Source organism: Nitrospirales bacterium (assembly GCA_031315865.1).
Classification (GTDB): domain Bacteria; phylum Nitrospirota; class Nitrospiria; order Nitrospirales; family UBA8639; genus JAGQKC01.
In genome coordinates this window covers 3,344,861-3,362,777 of record JALDRJ010000002.1, presented here as the reverse complement: position 1 = coordinate 3,362,777, position 17,917 = coordinate 3,344,861, and the positions used below count along the sequence as shown (strand labels likewise).

General features: G+C 48.4%; 13 protein-coding genes. 8 read left to right on the top strand and 5 right to left on the bottom strand.

Annotation, left to right across the window (positions count from 1 at the left end; all coding sequences use genetic code 11):
- The first annotated feature begins 5 nt into the window (after positions 1-5).
- From MRJ96_15265 to MRJ96_15245, 5 genes are read left to right on the top strand one after another with little or no spacing between them, the layout of a single operon-like run.
- On the top strand, positions 6-2,717 hold the full coding sequence (locus MRJ96_15265) for a hypothetical protein (GenBank protein ID MDR4502802.1): 2,712 nt from the start codon (positions 6-8) through the stop codon (positions 2,715-2,717).
- A 24-nt stretch (positions 2,718-2,741) separates the two neighbouring features.
- Positions 2,742-3,659 (top strand): hypothetical protein, encoded by a 918-nt coding sequence (locus tag MRJ96_15260; protein MDR4502801.1) that lies wholly within the window; start codon positions 2,742-2,744, stop codon positions 3,657-3,659.
- An 8-nt stretch (positions 3,660-3,667) separates the two neighbouring features.
- Positions 3,668-4,360: a hypothetical protein gene (locus MRJ96_15255; protein ID MDR4502800.1), complete on the top strand. Its 693-nt coding sequence runs from the start codon at positions 3,668-3,670 to the stop codon at positions 4,358-4,360.
- A 2-nt stretch (positions 4,361-4,362) separates the two neighbouring features.
- Positions 4,363-5,886: a glycosyltransferase gene (locus MRJ96_15250; protein MDR4502799.1), complete on the top strand. Its 1,524-nt coding sequence runs from the start codon at positions 4,363-4,365 to the stop codon at positions 5,884-5,886.
- 32 nt (positions 5,887-5,918) lie between these two features.
- Positions 5,919-7,268 (top strand): class I SAM-dependent methyltransferase, encoded by a 1,350-nt coding sequence (locus MRJ96_15245; GenBank protein MDR4502798.1) that lies wholly within the window; start codon positions 5,919-5,921, stop codon positions 7,266-7,268.
- 37 nt (positions 7,269-7,305) lie between these two features.
- On the opposite strand, the gene MRJ96_15240 is transcribed toward MRJ96_15245, so the two are convergent.
- On the bottom strand, positions 7,306-7,731 hold the full coding sequence (locus tag MRJ96_15240; GenBank protein MDR4502797.1) for a hypothetical protein: 426 nt from the start codon (positions 7,729-7,731) through the stop codon (positions 7,306-7,308).
- A 153-nt stretch (positions 7,732-7,884) separates the two neighbouring features.
- Complete coding sequence (locus MRJ96_15235; protein MDR4502796.1) at positions 7,885-10,335, bottom strand: hypothetical protein; 2,451 nt, start codon at positions 10,333-10,335, stop codon at positions 7,885-7,887.
- A gap of 241 nt (positions 10,336-10,576) precedes the next feature.
- Between MRJ96_15235 and MRJ96_15230 the strand changes: the two genes are divergently transcribed.
- Positions 10,577-11,626 carry a hypothetical protein gene (locus MRJ96_15230; protein ID MDR4502795.1) on the top strand — a complete coding sequence of 350 codons (1,050 nt, stop codon included), beginning with the start codon at positions 10,577-10,579 and terminating at the stop codon, positions 11,624-11,626.
- A gap of 88 nt (positions 11,627-11,714) precedes the next feature.
- On the opposite strand, the gene groL is transcribed toward MRJ96_15230, so the two are convergent.
- The 3 genes from groL to MRJ96_15215 all read right to left on the bottom strand — a co-directional run bounded on the left by groL (position 11,715) and on the right by MRJ96_15215 (position 15,022).
- Positions 11,715-13,361 carry a chaperonin GroEL gene (gene groL, locus MRJ96_15225; protein MDR4502794.1) on the bottom strand — a complete coding sequence of 549 codons (1,647 nt, stop codon included), beginning with the start codon at positions 13,359-13,361 and terminating at the stop codon, positions 11,715-11,717.
- An 83-nt stretch (positions 13,362-13,444) separates the two neighbouring features.
- Entirely contained in the window at positions 13,445-13,768 is a 324-nt protein-coding gene (locus MRJ96_15220) for a co-chaperone GroES (GenBank protein MDR4502793.1), read from the bottom strand.
- Between the two features lie 213 nt (positions 13,769-13,981).
- Complete coding sequence (locus tag MRJ96_15215) at positions 13,982-15,022, bottom strand: RNA polymerase factor sigma-32 (protein ID MDR4502792.1); 1,041 nt, start codon at positions 15,020-15,022, stop codon at positions 13,982-13,984.
- A gap of 340 nt (positions 15,023-15,362) precedes the next feature.
- Here MRJ96_15215 and MRJ96_15210 point away from each other — a divergent pair, with 340 nt between their 5' ends.
- Entirely contained in the window at positions 15,363-16,571 is a 1,209-nt protein-coding gene (locus MRJ96_15210) for an MFS transporter (protein MDR4502791.1), read from the top strand.
- Between the two features lie 73 nt (positions 16,572-16,644).
- Positions 16,645-17,850, top strand: a complete 1,206-nt coding sequence (locus MRJ96_15205; GenBank protein MDR4502790.1) for a bifunctional 3,4-dihydroxy-2-butanone-4-phosphate synthase/GTP cyclohydrolase II — start codon at positions 16,645-16,647, stop codon at positions 17,848-17,850.
- The last annotated feature ends 67 nt before the right edge of the window (positions 17,851-17,917 follow it).

The window sequence follows — 17,917 nt, the reverse complement described above, 5'->3', positions numbered from 1 at the left end:
GGGTCATGAAGGTTCAAACAATGCTGACGGGTTTTGTCACAAGCGTGATGCTATCAAGTCAGTTGATGGTAATGGCTCAAGTCAGCCCATTTTCTGAAAGAGTGGGTAGCGAAATGCAAATGGAGCAATTTCCTTGCGCGCTCGGTGGAGGGTGTCAAGAGGATATTATCAGCACTGACCCGACATTTATCCAAGTCTCTACAGAAAAGACTCCAGTGTTATCCAGGGTTAGTGCCCAGGGTCAACCCGACGCATTAACAGCAGAGATTTTTATTCCAACCCATCAGGCGTTAGTTCGGGCAAATGTGCCAATTTTTGGTAAAGCCCACGGGAAAAAGTTCAAAGAATATCGAGTCGAATATGGCCAAGGCTCCAATCCAACCCATTGGGAACTTTTGCGCCGATCAACCACTCCTCAAACCCAGAATGTGACTCCCAATCCCCTCTATCTGTCCGCGGACCTTTCCATCGAAGGCAATCTTGGTACCTGGGATACGGGGCTGAAAAATTATGTCTATCTCCCGACTCACCCTCCAGATCATCCGATTAATTTAAAGGGAACCTACACCATTCGCCTGGTTGTTATCTCGACGGATGGACAACGCATCGAGGATCGAGTCACGGTTCATGTAGCGAATGTGATACCCAATGCTTGGGGTGGGCAGGTGATCAGCCCCGATGAGCAGGTGAGGCTATCGATCCAGGAGCAGTCTATTACCGCCCCATTTAGACTCATCCTTATTCAATCGACGAATCAGAGACCCAAGATATCTGGTCATGGCCGACAACTTATTGGTGATGTGTATGAGGTCAAAGAACCAGGTGAGAGGTTTACCAAAAGCGCCGTTCTAGAAATAAAAATCCCGGAAAATCTTCACCATTCTGAACGAGAGCGTATGGCCATTTACGGATACGATCCTGCGATTCAGGAGTGGGTCCATCTCCCCACATTTCAACAGGAAATCGAATCGGGTGCCCTGTTCACCCGTGTCAGGCGATTACATGCATTGTATGCCGTGATGTCTACGAATCGGGTAGGGGAAGGGTCCGATCCCATCCCTGTTAATTCTTGGACCAAAACAATTCATCAGGTCAATGCCGGAGTGCCAACTTCCCAACATTATCTTGTTCAGGAAGATTTTGAGAAGGGAGTCGGATCATGGTCCAACCGTGACGGTCAAGCGGGAGCGACCGTCAGTATCGATGGGGCCTCCACATTTGACGGAACGAAAGCTTTGAAAATTGTGAACTCCCAACCCGGAGGCAATTTTGCTGTCAATATTAGGACAACACCTTTCAGCGCCCGCGAATTTCCCATCATTGAGTTTGATTATCGAATGGACCCAGGGGTGAAGACCAATCTATACGCGAAAGTGTCAGGAAGATGGTATCAAGTCAGGTTGACCGATGATCCCATGGAACTTCTACACAAACGCGTGAATATCGCACAGATCGGCACTGTGCCGGATATTGTGGCTGATGGGGAATGGCATGCGACGCAATTCAACTTCTATGACATGTTGCGTACGAAAACCGGAAATTTCATCGTTGATGAATTGATCATGGCAGACTGGGATGTCACGGGATACATGCGACTTCAGTATGGACACAACCCTGCTGGAGCCACGTATTACATCGATAACTTTGGGATTAGTCGAGAAATTGAGGCGGGTCTCCATCCGAATGAAGATGTTCTTGTGGTTGACAATTTCAATCAAAAAAAAGGAAGAAATCATTTTCGACGTCCAATGTTTACGTTTCAAAATCCATCCAATCCTGCTAGTGGCATCATTACAATAGCCTTTGCCTCTGATGATGCTTCAGGGCGTGGGCATTCACTCGTTCTTTCGTATGATGTTTCCAGGCCCAAGACATACAGCGGGTATGCCACGACCCTCCCACGTCTTGACCTTCGCGGGTTTTATGCCTTGAGTTTTTCCGTCAAAAGTGCGGACTTGAATCAGGACATGTTTGTCGGGATTCGGGATTCATCCGGTCAAGAACGAAAAATTCTTCTCAGTACCTATCATCCAGAAAGGCTCGATACGGATTGGAAGCGGATCGAGATCCCTCTGACGGTCTTTGGTTCTGAACTCAATTGGGGAGCGGTTGAAAATGTCAGTTTTTCCTTTGCCCATATGAGTACAAAGTCCAAAGGCACCATTCTTCTCGATGATATTCAATTTCACAAACATGTGCGTGCGTATCATGTGGACAGTTTTGAACAATGGCATGGGAAAAATTTACTAGGCGGCGAACACCGGACTTTCGCGAATGGTGCGGCTGCCATCAATGGTACGTACACGAGGGGATCACCCAATGGGTTGTATCGGCTTTCGTACGGTGGAAACATCGGCGCCATCAATGCCTACGCCAGCGATCTCTTGACCTATGCCGGTTGGGCGACCGATTTGGGGGGGGTTGATTGTTCTCGATGTTCCAGGGTGTCATTTCGTGTCCGGGGAGGAGAAGGTGGAGAGAGACCCAACATTTACCTTGATGATGGCAACGTTCGGTGGGGCGTGAATCTTGAGGATTACATGACTGTATCCACGGAATGGCAATCCGTGGCGATTCCTCTCGAGGCCTTTGCTCAACATGGCGTGGACTTGACTCATTTGGAGACGTTGCAAGTCGTATTTGAATGGGAGCAAATGTCGGGCACACTCTACCTAGATGATATCTGGTTCGGTACCCCCTCCAACTCTCAACCATGACGGTTGTTCACCCGGTGATAGACCATGACTCATTCCACTCAACATATGACGCGGTGCCTCATCGTATGGTTTAGCGGAGTGCTGATCTGCCTTATCTTTTCTCTGCCTATCGAGAAGGCCGTCGCTTCCAAAAGCGAAGACATTCTTCAAGCGTTCGTTCCTCCTGGCATTGCCTATCAACCTCGCGGTTTTTTCCCGGGGTCTGAGTTTCAACCTTCTGCACGGGATCAAATCAGTCACGAACTCAGACAATTGCATGAGCTTGGATTTGAGAGCCTTGTCACGTATGGAGCGCGGGGAGCGATGGGGGCCATTCCCAAGATCGCGAGGTCCGTCGGGTTTTCCGGGATGATCATCATGGGAATTTGGGATATTTACTCGGATGAGGAGTGGAACAATGCTCTGGCTCAACGAGAATATGTTGATGGGTACTGTTTGGGAAATGAGGGACTTTTTTTCCTGCGATACACCGTAGATGAACTGGAAGAGCAGATGTCGGCATTGCGAAACGCTACAAAGAAACCGGTCACCACGGGTGAGCCGATTGATAGCTATCTTGAAGGACCTTACCGCAAATGGTTGTGGGAGCATTCCGATTGGCTCTTTCCTAACACGCATCCCTTTTGGGGGGGGAAAACGCATTACCAAGAAGCGGTCGATTGGGTCGTCGCTCGATCCGACTATTTGGAAGCGGCAACCGGACAAAAAATCATCCTGAAAGAAACGGGGCTGCCTTCCAAAACGAATCACCCCCGCAGCGAAGAAATGCAAAAAAAATTCTTTGAGACACTGCGATCGACTGGCGTAAAGTTCGTGTACTTTGAAGCCTTTGATCAGCCCTGGAAACATGAGATGTTTAACCAACCAGAAGCTGAGGGACATTGGGGACTACATGATGCTCAAGGTCGACCCAAGCCGGCTGTCGAGTCGATTGCTCCATGAGAAGACCGATGATGTTCAAGACCCTTTCCATCAGTCTCTTGATTATTTGCTCATCGGTTCTACTTTGTTCCTCCGTAGTCCTGGGAACCATGGGCGGCGTGACACAGGGTGGTCCACTGTTTACCCAGGGAGGATCGTCAACGGCGGTTCGTGAATTCGTAAAATTAGAAAAGTCAGGCAATGTATTGGTTGCACGACCACAACATGCGTTCGTGAAAATGATCACCGTTTATGCTCCAGGTCTTTCCGAGGGGCATCTCATCCTTCGAGAATTGCTGACCCGAGATGGGAGACAAACATTACTGCTCACGGCTCCCGATGAAATCCAATCCCGCGTCCAGCGCGCAACACTATACACGGCGGGCTTGCATGAAAGTCTTGTGCTGCTGGAGAACGTGAAGGGAGTATGGGAGAAACATTTTTCTCAAGAGCTTGCGGTAGACCAACATTGGTCGGGTGCAGAACAGGCTGAAACGTTTCGAATATTTTCGGTACGCCATCTGGGTTTTTATTGGCTCGTTAACCCGTCGTTAGTTGATTCCGTCGTTTCTCATTCTCCTCAGGTAACGTCGGCGCGGACACTCATGGGCGGAGAAATTTCTTGGGGCCTTCTCCCGTCGCTCTTGGGAATTGCCTGTTTTATCCTGCTTGGAGCGTTGTCCCGGTATATTCATAAAACCTCGAGATTGCATGAGTGGTGACGATGGTTTGGTCAGCCTCTCTGATATTCATCCTTCAACTCACGTGCCTTGTGGCGTTTTTTGCCTTTGCGTTTTATAACTATCTCTATGCCTTCGCGAGCCTCCGCAAGCCTTCGATTCCTCGGACGCGACATAGTGGGAAAGAAGTCGCTGTCGTGATCGTCTCCTATAATGAAAAGTATGTGTTGGAACGGACCATTCGGGGGTGCGAGCGTTTAACGTATCCTAATCGGTTTACGGTGTTAGCGGACGATTCAACGGATCCTGAAATCATTCACCAAATTCGTCAATTTGCCATCGCCCGTGGATGTACGCAGCTCGTTGATCATCCGTTTGTCCAGGAGGTTCAATCGGAAAACGGAGAAGTGAAGGAGGTTCCGATTGAAATATGGGAATCCGATGAATTCGTGCTTTTTCACCGTCCTTGCAAACAGGGGTTCAAAGCCGGAAGTTTACGAAAACTTCAGGCCTACCTGAAACAGCGTGGGACCGAGTACATGTATCTGCTCGATGCAGACTGGAAACCACAGCCAGACGCATTAGAACGAACCCTTGAAGTGTTGGAGGCCCAAGAGAATGTGGCGTTTGTTCAAACAAAACGAGTGGCTTTTCCCTATGGCATGAATGTCTTTCAAAAATATGTCGCCTTGTCTGAAGAGGGATGTTATTACGTGGATTTTGAAGGACGTCAGGTTCTCAACCATCCAACACTTTTCTCTGGCTGTTGTACCATGCTTCGTTTGTCGGCCATCGAACGAGTGGGTGGGTTTACGCCTGGTCATTTGACGGAAGACATTGATCTCACCAACCGACTTTGGCTTGCAGGGTGGAAGGGCACCTATTTAGGTAGCGTGGTGAATCATGGAGAAGTCCCGTTTTCCCATGACCATTTTCGCCGACAACAAGAACGCTGGTGTGCCGGCACGGCACGAGTTCTGCGGGAGTATTTCTGGAAGATCGTCACCTCCTCAAACTTGAGTGTTGCGGAGAAGTGCTCCGCGATTCGACAAAACGCCTACTATGCGACCCCCCTGCTTACGGGCGCGGTCATCGTGTTGGGTATCATGACGGTCTGGTGGCTGGCAACCGGATGGAATTCATATGAGGTCGAATATTACCTCTACCTCTTGAGTTTTGTGGAGATTCCATTCGTAATTGCGATTGGCATTTGCTTGGCGTCAAACCTGATTCAGCCATTCGTGATGGTGGTCTTCAAACGTCATTCCTACAGAGATTTGTTCCATTTTCCGATGGTTCTATGGTATGGCTGGAGCGTGATGCTGACGTACATCGCCGCGAACATGAAAGGTTTGTTCGGGGCTAGGCTTGACTGGTTTCGGACGCCCAAATTTCTGCGTTATCAGGTGGGTCCATTGACCAGTGCCTCAGCCACTGTCCGGGTCGTGAACTTTTCAGTTTGTGTTCTGTTTATTGCGTTTTATTTTACAGAAGGATGGGTTTTTGGATGGTTTGATACCTGGGGACTTCTGTTGGTTCCTGCCTTTCTCATCGCTTCGTTGAAATAGCGTGATCCACCATACGGTATAAGGGAGATTTCATGAACAATATATGGACGATGATCAGACTTCAGTATATGTTCTTCCTTATCAGGAGGGAAAAACCTTCTGCCTGCAAATCTCTCAAGGTGGCCACATGGCTTCCAAGCCTCCTCCCTGTGATTCTGTTATGGATACTTGTCGGTCTTTTCTCTGGGTATGCCTGGGCAGAGAACGATGCGGGACATTTTCATGGCTATACGGACACAGACAAAGGGGTCAGGAACAAACTTGTCGAGATGACGTATCCAAAAAATGGTTCCATCGTCGGCGATGACGTGACCCTCCTGGGAACTTACGCTGAATCTCTGGGGGACGATATTTGGGTCATGATTTGGCCAGAAAAGACCAAAGGCGTAGGCTGGCCACAGTATGGAGATTCTCACGTTGCCGCTCCTGCGAACAAAGACCGGGGGCATTGGTCGGTCAACGCTCATTTCGGTGATCCTCCTCAACGTTACGAGATCGTGATTTATACGGCGACAAAGGTGGCGTCGTTGTTCCTTCAACAACAATATCAACACACAACTAGTCAGGGACAAATTTATCAAGGGATTTCACAGACCAACCTTCCTGAAGGCCTGGTTGAGCGACAGAGAATTAGTGTCTCAAAAGATTCAAAACACCAGCCACTCCAGCTTATTCCCTTAGTCAAGAGGATTCAGGATGATCTTGCGCAAGAAGAGTCGAAAACTGGATTTTCATATTATAAGGATAAATACAGCAAGAATGAGGTCTATTTTTGGTCTGAAATAGCCGGCTGGATGGCTGTTGATGTCATTGATCGGATTTATACCAAAAATAAGCCGGTGAAACGCATACTTGACCTGGGTTGTGGGTTTGGGACATTACTGGCGTATGCCACGACCATCTACGGGGCGGAAGGAATTTGTTTTGATATACATGATTATTTTGGCGCGTATGGCATCAATAGCTTTAACGAGAAATATCACCTCACGCATGTTCAAGGCGATATCGAACGGGGGCGGTTACCGGACGACAAACAATTCAGCGTCATCATCATGACCGAAGTCATGGAGCATCTCAATTTTCAGCCTGTCCCAACGTTAAAGAAAATTTATGACGCGCTCGAGCCAGGTGGGTCTTTCTTTCTCTCGACGCCTGATGCCGATATTGGCTGGGGACGTAATTATAAATATTATCAACAACTATCGGATTTGCCACGACTGAACGAAAAGGCTGAGTGGACTGACGATCACATCTGGCATTATAACACTGAGGAGTTAAAGGCTGTGGTTCAAGAAGCAGGATTTACGATTAAACGATTTAGCCATTCCCATAATCCTGCCAAAGAGGGGTTTGGAAATTTTAATGTGTGGTTAACTAAATAGCGGCTCACCCTCTACCAAGCCAGAACTGTGCCTGCAGTTACTTTCGCACGACTCTTACGACATTGGACTTGCCCTCTGCTCTTGGCCAACCCGGCAAGATTAGTCCTTCATTTAAAGGATATTCTGGGTTCGCTATCGCCTGCACATCAAATATTTTTCCTGCGTGTGAAGAGTCTTCTCCGCCTAAATAGATAAGTGTTTCCCATTCTCCATTCGCCTCCACTGTCGTCCGAGGTTGAACCCAGAAGTCTCTTGTTTCCAGAGGACGAACCACGACCCAAATCTTGGCCAAGGAGTTTGAGACGGTCCCCGAGACTTTTGTCCTCCACTCGCCTAAATCTCCATTCGCGGGCTGATCGATACGTACTGAAACGATCGATTCTCCCTGACCATCATCGGCCATGGCAGGCAGAGCCAGCAACGTGAGCCACAAGAGGCACCAAATTACACTCCATATCCTCATGTTCAACTTCTCCAATGTTCAGTCTGCTTTTCGCATGATGACTTTATCATAGCTCAGAGGCCATGGATTTGAAATTTCCTCCAGGCACGAAACTGAAAGCTCTAGTGGCTAAAACTCCTACCGCTATATTTTTCGAAATCGATACTTGTCATCTTAGTAGGCTCTTTTTAGATCTGGCGCCCGAACAGAGGAAAGAATGATTGGAAAGAGCAACACATAACACAATGCTCCGATCGTTAAGGTCGTGCTGATTCCAAACGCGATACTTGTCGAAACGGCAACGACAGAGGCCAGCACGCCCGCTGCACCACTGATTCCCCAAAACCACGCCGTTGGGGTTCGATCGATCGAAGCGATCGCCCGCATCCCGGTTGGGAACCCGAATCCCATGAGCAATCCTGCCGGAGCGATGACAATGATAGATAGCATAGCTCTGTGTGACAGGCTATGATTGCCGAACATCAACAATACATCAGGTAGCCACATGGGAAGGGCCATAAGATATCCTCCCGTCAGCAGTGACCAAGTCGCAAACTTCCAACTGCGATCAAGCGTGATACTATCCGAAAAAAGGCTTCCGATCCCATTGAATAGGATGAGTGTAAATAACACCACACTGAGCGAGACCGTCTGTCCCAAAAAGATGCTTAGTCTCTGGAGTAAACTGATCTCGACCACCATAAATCCGATGCCAATAAGTAGAAAGTATAAGGTCCCATTCATCACAAATTTTCTACCCGTGTTTGTAAGGGCTCCTCGCAAAGGCATCACGATCGTCAACAGCACCAAGATCAGAGAGACGATAAAGAGAAAGATCAATGTTGCAGTCGCGACAAGATTTCCATAACGGATGCCATGGTCCTTGTTTTTTTCGTCGAGCAGACGTCTGGCGAGCGAGAAGGTCTCGAATGGATTCCTTAACGGGAGCTGATTGAAAAAGAACGGACGGTCATCGGTGGCTGGCGTGAGATCAAACTCTTGACGGGAAGTCAACTCTTCCAATTCCTTACGATCATGAGCGGTCACGATGCTTTCAAAGATGCGAAAGCTGGATTCCGATGAAGGGTGAACGAACATTCCGTACTGGTATCGAAGGATAGTCTGGTTCAGTGCCGTGAGATCATGAAAAGAAAAGGGCTCACGAGCTACGATCAGAGTTGCGATGTTTTCAGATTTTGCCATGAAAATGTGGCGAAAAGGCTCTTTCACTCCCATGTCAAGTAAGGTGGCAGAAGCTAGACTGAGCAGACGTGCCGCTTCATCGGGTGTCTTTGGATCATACCAGCGGCTGACGGACAACGCTCCCTGTGGACGCAATCGATTCATGAAAATTTTCCATGCTTCGACCGTATAGAGGCCGTTTTCACTCAAAGAAAGAGCTCCGGCATTGGTGGCCGTCCATGTATCGTTCAATGTTAGCTGAATCACGTCGAAGGTTTGTTCTGTTTGTAAAAACCAACTGCGCGCTTCGCTCATGATGAGTGTCACGCCGTTCAATTTCGTGATGTTGGTGAAATCGGAAAAATTCGGTTCTTGGGTCAACAGGTCAATGAAAATGGGGTTTGTTTCAATGCCGACGATCTGTCGATATCCAAACACGGCCGCAGATAAAATTTCTCGTCCTCCTCCAATTCCGATGATGGCGGTACGGCTTCGATCTGGCAAATGATAGGCAAGGTTCGTGATGTCGTATTGTAAATACCTTACCTCATCAAGATCTCCGGTAAAACGAGTCGCGACAGTCCCAGCATCTCCATCAATATATAGTCTTCGTTGTTCAACGGCATACTTCGCGTGTGGAAGTGTGGGAGAAGGTCCCCATAAATATGGGGTGGTTTCCCCCATTGGATAAACCGCGACTCGAGAAAGACTGTTCCATTTCAAGAAAATGGGGTCCTGTGGACCTTCAAATCTGCCTTTGATGACGAGAGGTTGAAATCCATACTCAGTGAGTCCATTGAACACGGCACAGAGAAAAAGTACCGAAAAGATGACTGTCCGATGTCGGAAGATGGCATAAAACGGTGGAAGTATTTGAGGAGCTGTTCCCATGCCGGAGCTGCGGAAACACAATGCCCCTAACGCTGCCACGACAGATACCCACAGGACAGCCGATGGGGCATCGATCTGATCAAGTACAAACAAGACTCCAAGGCAACCAACTGCAGCTCCCGCTAGATCTACGCCGTATACACGGCCGAGGGGAAACGGACTTCGAGTCAGAGCCAGGCTTACGACTATCCCTGAGCACACGAAAGGCAAGGCCAAGCAGAGAGCTAACTCGATCCATGTCCAAATTGAATTGATCGAGTACCACACAACAGGAGCCAAGGTCATCTGAATCATGAAGCACAAGGCTGTCGTGACCGCAAACGCAGCACTATAGTAGGAAAGGTCAAAGGAAAGTGTGTTTTCCGTAAAGCGATCACGACGGACATAGACCCAAACGGCTCCGGCCGTAAGGCCAAACATCGCCATGCTGATGGAAAAAAAAGCCAGGTGGTACCACGTCACGACCGAAAGTATCCTGGTCTGAATGACCTGCAACATCAACGTACATGACGTAATCAAGAACAACCCGATGTAAAACGCTATCTGTGTCACGTGGGTGTTCCTCTCGTACGTTGCTGTTCGATCATCCCTTCAGGCCATCCCTCACGTCATGCATGGCTCTTCCATGCCCAATCTCACAAACTATCCACATCGCGTAATTAATGTCAATGAATGCAATCATATAGATAGAGAAACCATGATTGTATCGCCCTAATGTCAGTTCATTTCTCCTGTAACGCAGCCGAAAAAGCCTATGGATCTTCCATGGGTTGTTTCGATCAGGAGAAATGTCATGAAACGGGTATACAGACTGATTGTTTGGTTTTTTCTGGTCTTTCAATGTACGACACTGGCACTCACAGACCAGGCCTATGGCGAAAGAGCCTCTGGTACGAAAAATGTTCCATTTTTTTCGTATCTAACCGATGCAAAACGGCCACCGGTGCTGATCGATTATTCACCTTCTGATTTTGATCCCCGTCATGGGGAAAACTTTCATTTGCCCTCACCGCTTTCGATTGAAAAGGACCTCCTCGCTCTTCGATCCGTCTTCGACGGGTTGGTGGTCTATAGTTATCACCCAAGAGTGACTCCGATCATTCTGGAAAAAGCCAAGTCGCTTGGTTTTCGCGCAGTCATTCTCGGAATTTGGGGCGCTCGTTCGACGAGAGAAATTCAAGGCGTCATCACGCTCGTTCATCAATATGCCGATGAGATGGCCCTGGCTATATGCCTAGGTAATGAAGGTCTGTACTTTCATCGTTATACGATGGACGATCTGGTTCTGGCCAAAAATTTTCTGCAAATGCAGCTCGGTCCTGATCTTTCGGTTCCCATCACCACGAGTGAGCCGATGAGCCAGTATCGTGACGTCGCCCTCTATCGTTTCGGGGACTTTCTGGCCCCGAATATTCATCCGGTATGGGAAAAGCCTGCTCTTCCGCCTAAAGATGCGGTCTTCTGGACGCGTAACCAGGCCATTGGATTAATGGAAAAAGCACACAAACCTGTGCTAGTGAAAGAAACCGGATTTCCTCAAGCTGGAGAACGACATTTTACGCCTCAGTCGCAAAAGAAATTCTGGGACATGTATCTGAAAGAAAAACGACTGGTGTATTCTCAAGTTGATTCTCAAGTATGGGTTTCGTTCGCCACTTCTTTTGAGGCATTTTCATTGCCTTGGAAAGCTGAACAAAGTGGACAGCCAGTCGAATCGGCATGGGGGCTCATGAATAAAGAGCGAGTGCCTTATCCTGCGTTTTATACGTGGAGTAATCTGCAGTCCTCGTTTCACATGAGTCGTGAAGACTTTACTCAGAGGGTTGAAACAAAGCGGGAATGAACTGTAAGCCTTAAAAAAGAAGGCCTGGGAAGCATAATTTCCCCAGGCCTTCCTAAAAAATCTATTAAGTGAGCGTTGACTGACTATCTTACATCATTCCTCCCATGCCGCCCATGCCACCCATACCATGATCATGACCACCCATCCCTGACTCTTTCTTGTCTTCAGGGAGATCAGTAATCATGACTTCAGTGGTCAACATCAGACCAGAAACACTGGCGGCATTCTGTAGGGCGCAACGTGAAACCTTGGTTGGATCAATGACTCCAGCCTCAACCATATCCACATATTCGCCACTGGCGGCATTGAAGCCACGGGTGGTTGACTCATTCTTGACCTTTTCAACGATCATCGAGCCTTCTTCACCGGCATTGATCGCAATTTGTCGGAGAGGTTCTTCCAAGGCTCGTCTGACGATATTCACGCCAACTTGTTGGTCATGGGAAAGTTTCAAAGAGTCTAACGATCCGATACACCGGAGCAGGGCTACACCACCTCCAGGCACAATTCCTTCCTCCACGGCGGCTTTGGTTGCATGAAGCGCGTCTTCAACCCGAGCCTTCTTCTCTTTCATTTCAGTTTCAGTCGCGGCACCAACATTAATGACGGCCACCCCGCCAACCATTTTGGCTAACCGTTCTTGTAGTTTCTCTTTATCATAGTCTGAGGTCGTTTCTTGAACTTGCGTCTTGATCTGTTTGACCCGTGCTTCAATACGTTTGGGATCACCAGCTCCTTCAACGATCGTCGTATTATCCTTATCGATGGTCACGCGTTTTGCACGCCCAAGATCAGTTAATTTGACGTTTTCGAGTTTAAGGCCGACTTCTTCAGAAATAACTTGGCCACCCGTTAAGGTTGCAATATCTTCAAGCATGGCTTTGCGTCGGTCTCCAAATCCTGGGGCTTTGACCGCTGAAACATTGAGTGTTCCCCGAAGTTTGTTGACAACCAAAGTTGCCAAGGCTTCCCCATCGACATCTTCCGCGATAATGACCAAGGGTTTCCCCATCTTGGCAACTTGCTCAAGAATGGGAAGCAAGTCTTTCATCGCACTAATTTTTTTCTCATTGATCAGTAGAAACGCATCTTCCAAAGAAGCTTCCATGCGTTCGGCGTTGGTCACAAAGTAGGGAGAGATGTATCCTCGATCAAATTGCATACCTTCAACGACATCCAGGGCGGTCGTCATGGATTTTGCTTCTTCAACCGTGATCACGCCGTCTTTTCCGACTTTGTCCATGGCTTCGGCGATCAGATCACCAATCGTATGATCATTGTTCGCTGAAATGGCACCGATTTGAGAAATTTCTTTCTTGGATTGACAGGGCTTACTGATTTTCTTCAATTCCTCCACGACAACTTCGACGGCCTGATCGATCCCGCGTTTCAGATCCATTGGGTTCGCGCCGGCCGTGATGTTTTTGACCCCTTCTCGGAATATGGCCTGAGCCAGCACGGTAGCCGTCGTGGTTCCGTCACCTGCCACGTCGCTGGTCTTGCTGGCCACTTCCTTCACCAGTTGGGCCCCCATGTTTTCATACGCATTCTGAAGTTCAATTTCTTTGGCCACGGTTACGCCGTCTTTCGTGATCGTAGGGGCGCCAAATTTTTTATCCAGAATAGCGTTTCGACCCTTAGGTCCCAGGGTAGCCTTGACCGCATTGGCCAAGTGATTGACCCCCGAGAGAATTGATGATCGTGCCTGCTCACTGTATTGGAGCTGTTTTGCCATATGAATGATCCTCCTTCACGTCTTGTAAGCCATTGGGCCTACATTCCAGGTTTCAAGTTTTTGGGGAAATATATTGATGTTGATTAATTGGTTTCAAAGACACCGAGGATGTCTTCTTCTTTCAGGATGAGACAATCGTCATTTTCAATCTTAATTTTGGTCCCGGAATATTTATCGAATAACACTTGATCGCCGACTTTCACGTTTTCCACATCTGGACCAGCAGCTTCAATCGTACCGCGTTGTGGCTTTTCACGGGCTGAATCAGGCACGTAAATTCCACCAGCCGTACGCTCGAGTTCTTCCGTGTATGTCACGAACACTCGATCACCCAGGGGACGAAACCCTTTGGCGCTGCTACCAGATTTTTCTTCTTTCTCTTTTTTCTCTTTCGTTGATGCTGCCATGTGAAAACCTCCTCCTTTGTTTATGACAAATCGACTATTATATTTTGACTATCCCGTGGTCATAACGACCACCTGGCTACTATACTCACAAGACTGATCCATAGATAAACCCTTTCTGAGGCAAGTCAAGAGGTTGTCAAATATATATTTTAAAAAACTCTGAAAGTGAGTGACTCGCTTACAGGCTGAACGATGGGATTGGGGGGGGGATGCTTACAGTTGAATGTGTTCGAAGTCCTTTAAGTTTTTCTTCATAAATATCTGTAAATTCTTGATTATTTTTGATTCGACTTGCCGCGCGCGCTCTTTGGAGATTGAATACTTTTTCCCTAATTCTTCGAGTGTGAGCGGTGTTTCAGCAAGCAGTCGATTCCTGAGAATATCTTCTTCCCTCTCATTGAGAGTCTTGGCAAATTCGCCTAACTTTTTTCGAAAAAGGACACGCAACTGATTATTTTCGATCTCTTCATCAACTCCTGGCTGGGTGGAGGGGAAGAGGTCATACAATGTCCCTTCACTATCATCGGTGAGCGGTTGATCGAGCGACAATTCCCAACTTCCGAGCCGTTGGTCCATTTCGATGACATCTCGTTCGCGAACTTGCAGGCGGTCTGCGATAAGTTTCGGGTCTGGAACGAAGCCTTGCTGCTCAAGCCTGGCCTTTTCTTTTTTTAAATTAAAAAACAATTTCCGTTGGTCTTGAGTGGTGCCTATCTTGACGAGACGGAAATTGTTCAGAAGATACCTTAAGATATACGCGCGGACCCACCAGGCCGCATAGGCGTAAAAACGGACGTTCCTGGTTGGGTCAAATTTTTTCATGGCTTGAAGGAGCCCCACGTTGCCTTCTTGGATGAGATCCATCTGGTCCATACCGACATTACCGTATTCGCTGGCGATGGCCACAGATATGCGCAAGTTCGCTAAGATGAGCTTGACGGCAGCATCTTCTTTTCCTTTCACTTGATATTCGTGAAAGAGGCGGACCTCTTCTTCTTTCGTCAAGAACGGATAGCGGCGGACTTCAGCAAGATAACGGTCAAGTGTCGTTGTCGGAACAAGGGCGGTTGAAACAACCTCCCATGGAGTACTTATTGTCTCATTATCAGAAAGAGTATCAGGATGGGGAGCGCTGGACTCCTCATCAGGGGGGAGAATTTCAGCATCTTCCACGTCCACATCGATATCCAGAGGCCAATCTTGGTCGAATGGCTCTTGGTCGAGTTCATTCATGTCTGGGTTATTCACACTCATGAATTACCTAACGAGTTGCTTCGAGTCCTTTTCAACATGTCTCAAGGTTGAATTGCCTGGATGTCTCTGGTTCCAATAGATGATCTCCATATTCTCCACCAGCTACATTCAGGTATTGTAATGACTTTCAGGAGAACGACAAAGTCATTATTACCACACTCAGGACGGTAACAGTGAGCCGACCCTTCCGTAAATCCCTTCAATCTTGCCTGCTTGAGATGTAATTGCACCCTCTTCGAGCCCTCAACTATAGTTCAACATGAAACATCATCGGTCATGTATCGAATGAAATATGACCTGCTACCCATTGACTTGCTCTGCCAGTCTCGGGAATTTTTCAATGATTCGTAGCGGAATTCAAGCACTCAAGCTCGGATATTGGCCTTCTTTGGTGGGAGCCTGGCTCCATTTTGAGGTAAGTTTCATGATCTGGGTCTTGATGGGAGCATTAGGGATTGCCATATCTCAAGAATTTGGGCTGTCAGCCACACAGAAAGGGTTCTTGGTCGCTACGCCATTGTTGGGTGGAAGCGTGCTTCGCATCTTCATCGGACCATTGGCTGATCATCATGGCCCCAAAGTTATCGGCCTGCTCATCTTACTCCTGGAAGTAATTGCCCTTGCCTTTGCGTGGCTTTGGTCCACCAATTATCTGATGCTTCTTGGAGTCGGTCTTCTCTTTGGATTTGCCGGGGCAAGCTTTGCGATCGCGCTTCCGATCGCGAGTCAGGCCTATCCTCCAGCCCATCAAGGACTCGCGATGGGAGTCGCAGCCGTTGGGAATAGCGGGGTCTTATTGGCGACATTTCTCGCTCCTCGATTGGCTGAAGGGTTTGGGTGGCGGAATACATTCGGCTTCATGATGCTGCCTGTGATTCTTACTGCGGTCGTCTTCTGGGTCACGGTCCTTCCCGGAAGCCAATCTGCTGGAATGCGACGCTCGTCTTCTCCATGGCAACTCTTACGTGAGGCACTATCGAGGAAATTCATGTATTGGTTGTGTTTTTTGTATGGAGTGACATTTGGCGGGTTCGTCGGGCTCTCAAGCTTTCTGCCGATTTTTTTTCATGATCAATATGACGTCAGTATGGTGATGGCGGGAACTATGACCGCTTTCTGCGGGTTGGCTGGGAGTCTGGCCAGGCCCTTCGGCGGACATCTCGCTGACCGTAAAGGGGGGCTCCAGCTGCTCCAAGGCGTCTTTCCCGTCGTGACAATCCTCTGTATCGGACTTGGCCAGCTCTTACCACCGTCATGGGCTTTTCCCCTGTCGGTCAGTGTTCTCCTGCTCTTAGGGTTTGGCAACGGGGTCGTATTCCAGGTAGCCTCACTGCGTTTCAGGAACAATATGGGAACGGCTTCGGGTCTGATAGGGGCCGCTGGGGCTCTCGGCGGCTTTCTCTTACCCGCATGGTTCGGGATACTCAAGGATTTGACCGGCACGTTTGCGAGCGGGTTCTGGGTGCTCGCCTGTATCGCCGGCTTTGCCAGCGTCAGCATTCTTGTGATACAGCGTTCAAGAGAGTTTTCCGTTCCACAGTCTGGTTAGAATGAGTATGTATGCTAGAATGGACTCGGGGATTCAGGCATTTGAACTATTCCAATAACCCGAATATCTACTGATGACCGATCAATTCGATACTGTTGAAGAGGCTCTTGAAGATATCAAGGCAGGGAAATCCATTATCCTGGTCGATGATGAAGATCGAGAAAATGAAGGCGATCTGGTCATGGCCGCTGAGAAGGTCACAGCCGAAGACATAAATTTCATGGCGAAATATGGACGGGGGCTAATCTGTCTGGCCTTGACGCCTGAGCGCGTCGATGAATTGAAGCTTCCCCCTCAAGCCACGGAAAACACAGCGCCCTTCGGTACGGCCTTTACCGTTTCCATCGACGCCGGCCGCGATATCACGACGGGGATTTCGGCGGCTGACCGTGCGATGACGATCAAAATGGCCGTGAATCCTGAATGCCAAGCCACGGACTTTGCTCGCCCGGGACATGTGTTTCCTCTCAAAGCCCATAAAGGGGGAGTGCTCAAGCGAGCCGGGCAGACGGAAGGTTCGGTCGATTTGGCCAAACTCGCCGGCCTATATCCAGCCGGAGTGATCTGTGAAATCATGAATGATGATGGGACAATGGCACGTGTGCCAGAGCTTCTGGCATTTGCTCAGCACCACAAACTCAAAATCATCACGATCAAGGATCTCATTCAGTACAGGCTTCACAGGGAAACGTTTGTCCGATCTGTTGAAAAGGCCAAAATGCCGACGATTTTTGGTCAGTTTGAAGCGGTCGTGTTTGAGAATGAACTCGACAGCGGAACCCATATTGCTCTGACAAAGGGAGTCATAGACGAAACCCCCACGCTGGTGCGAGTGCATTCCGGCTGTTTGACGTCCGATGTCTTCGGGTCATTGCGCTGTGACTGCCGCGAACAACTCCATCATGCCATGAAAATGATCGAGAAAGAGGGGAGGGGAGTGTTGCTCTATTTAAATCAGGAGGGACGAGGGATCGGGCTCCTTAATAAGATTCGCGCGTATCATCTGCAAGATGAGGGCAGTGATACCGTCGAAGCTAACTTGAAATTAGGGTTCAAGGCCGATCTGCGTGATTACGGAATCGGGGCCCAAATTCTCGTCAATCTTGGTCTGCGAAAAATTAAACTGATCACGAATAATCCAAGGAAAATAGTCGGTATCGAGGGGTACGGCTTAAACGTTGTCGAACGCATCCCTATCGAAATGATCCCCCAAGAATCCAATGTCCATTATTTAAGGACGAAGAAAACCAAGTTGGGTCATATTCTCAATAATGTGTAGGTCCATTCAGTTTCGTTATGTTTTCTGATGTTAGGAATGCAGACTTTCCGGTAAAAAGGTCAATGTC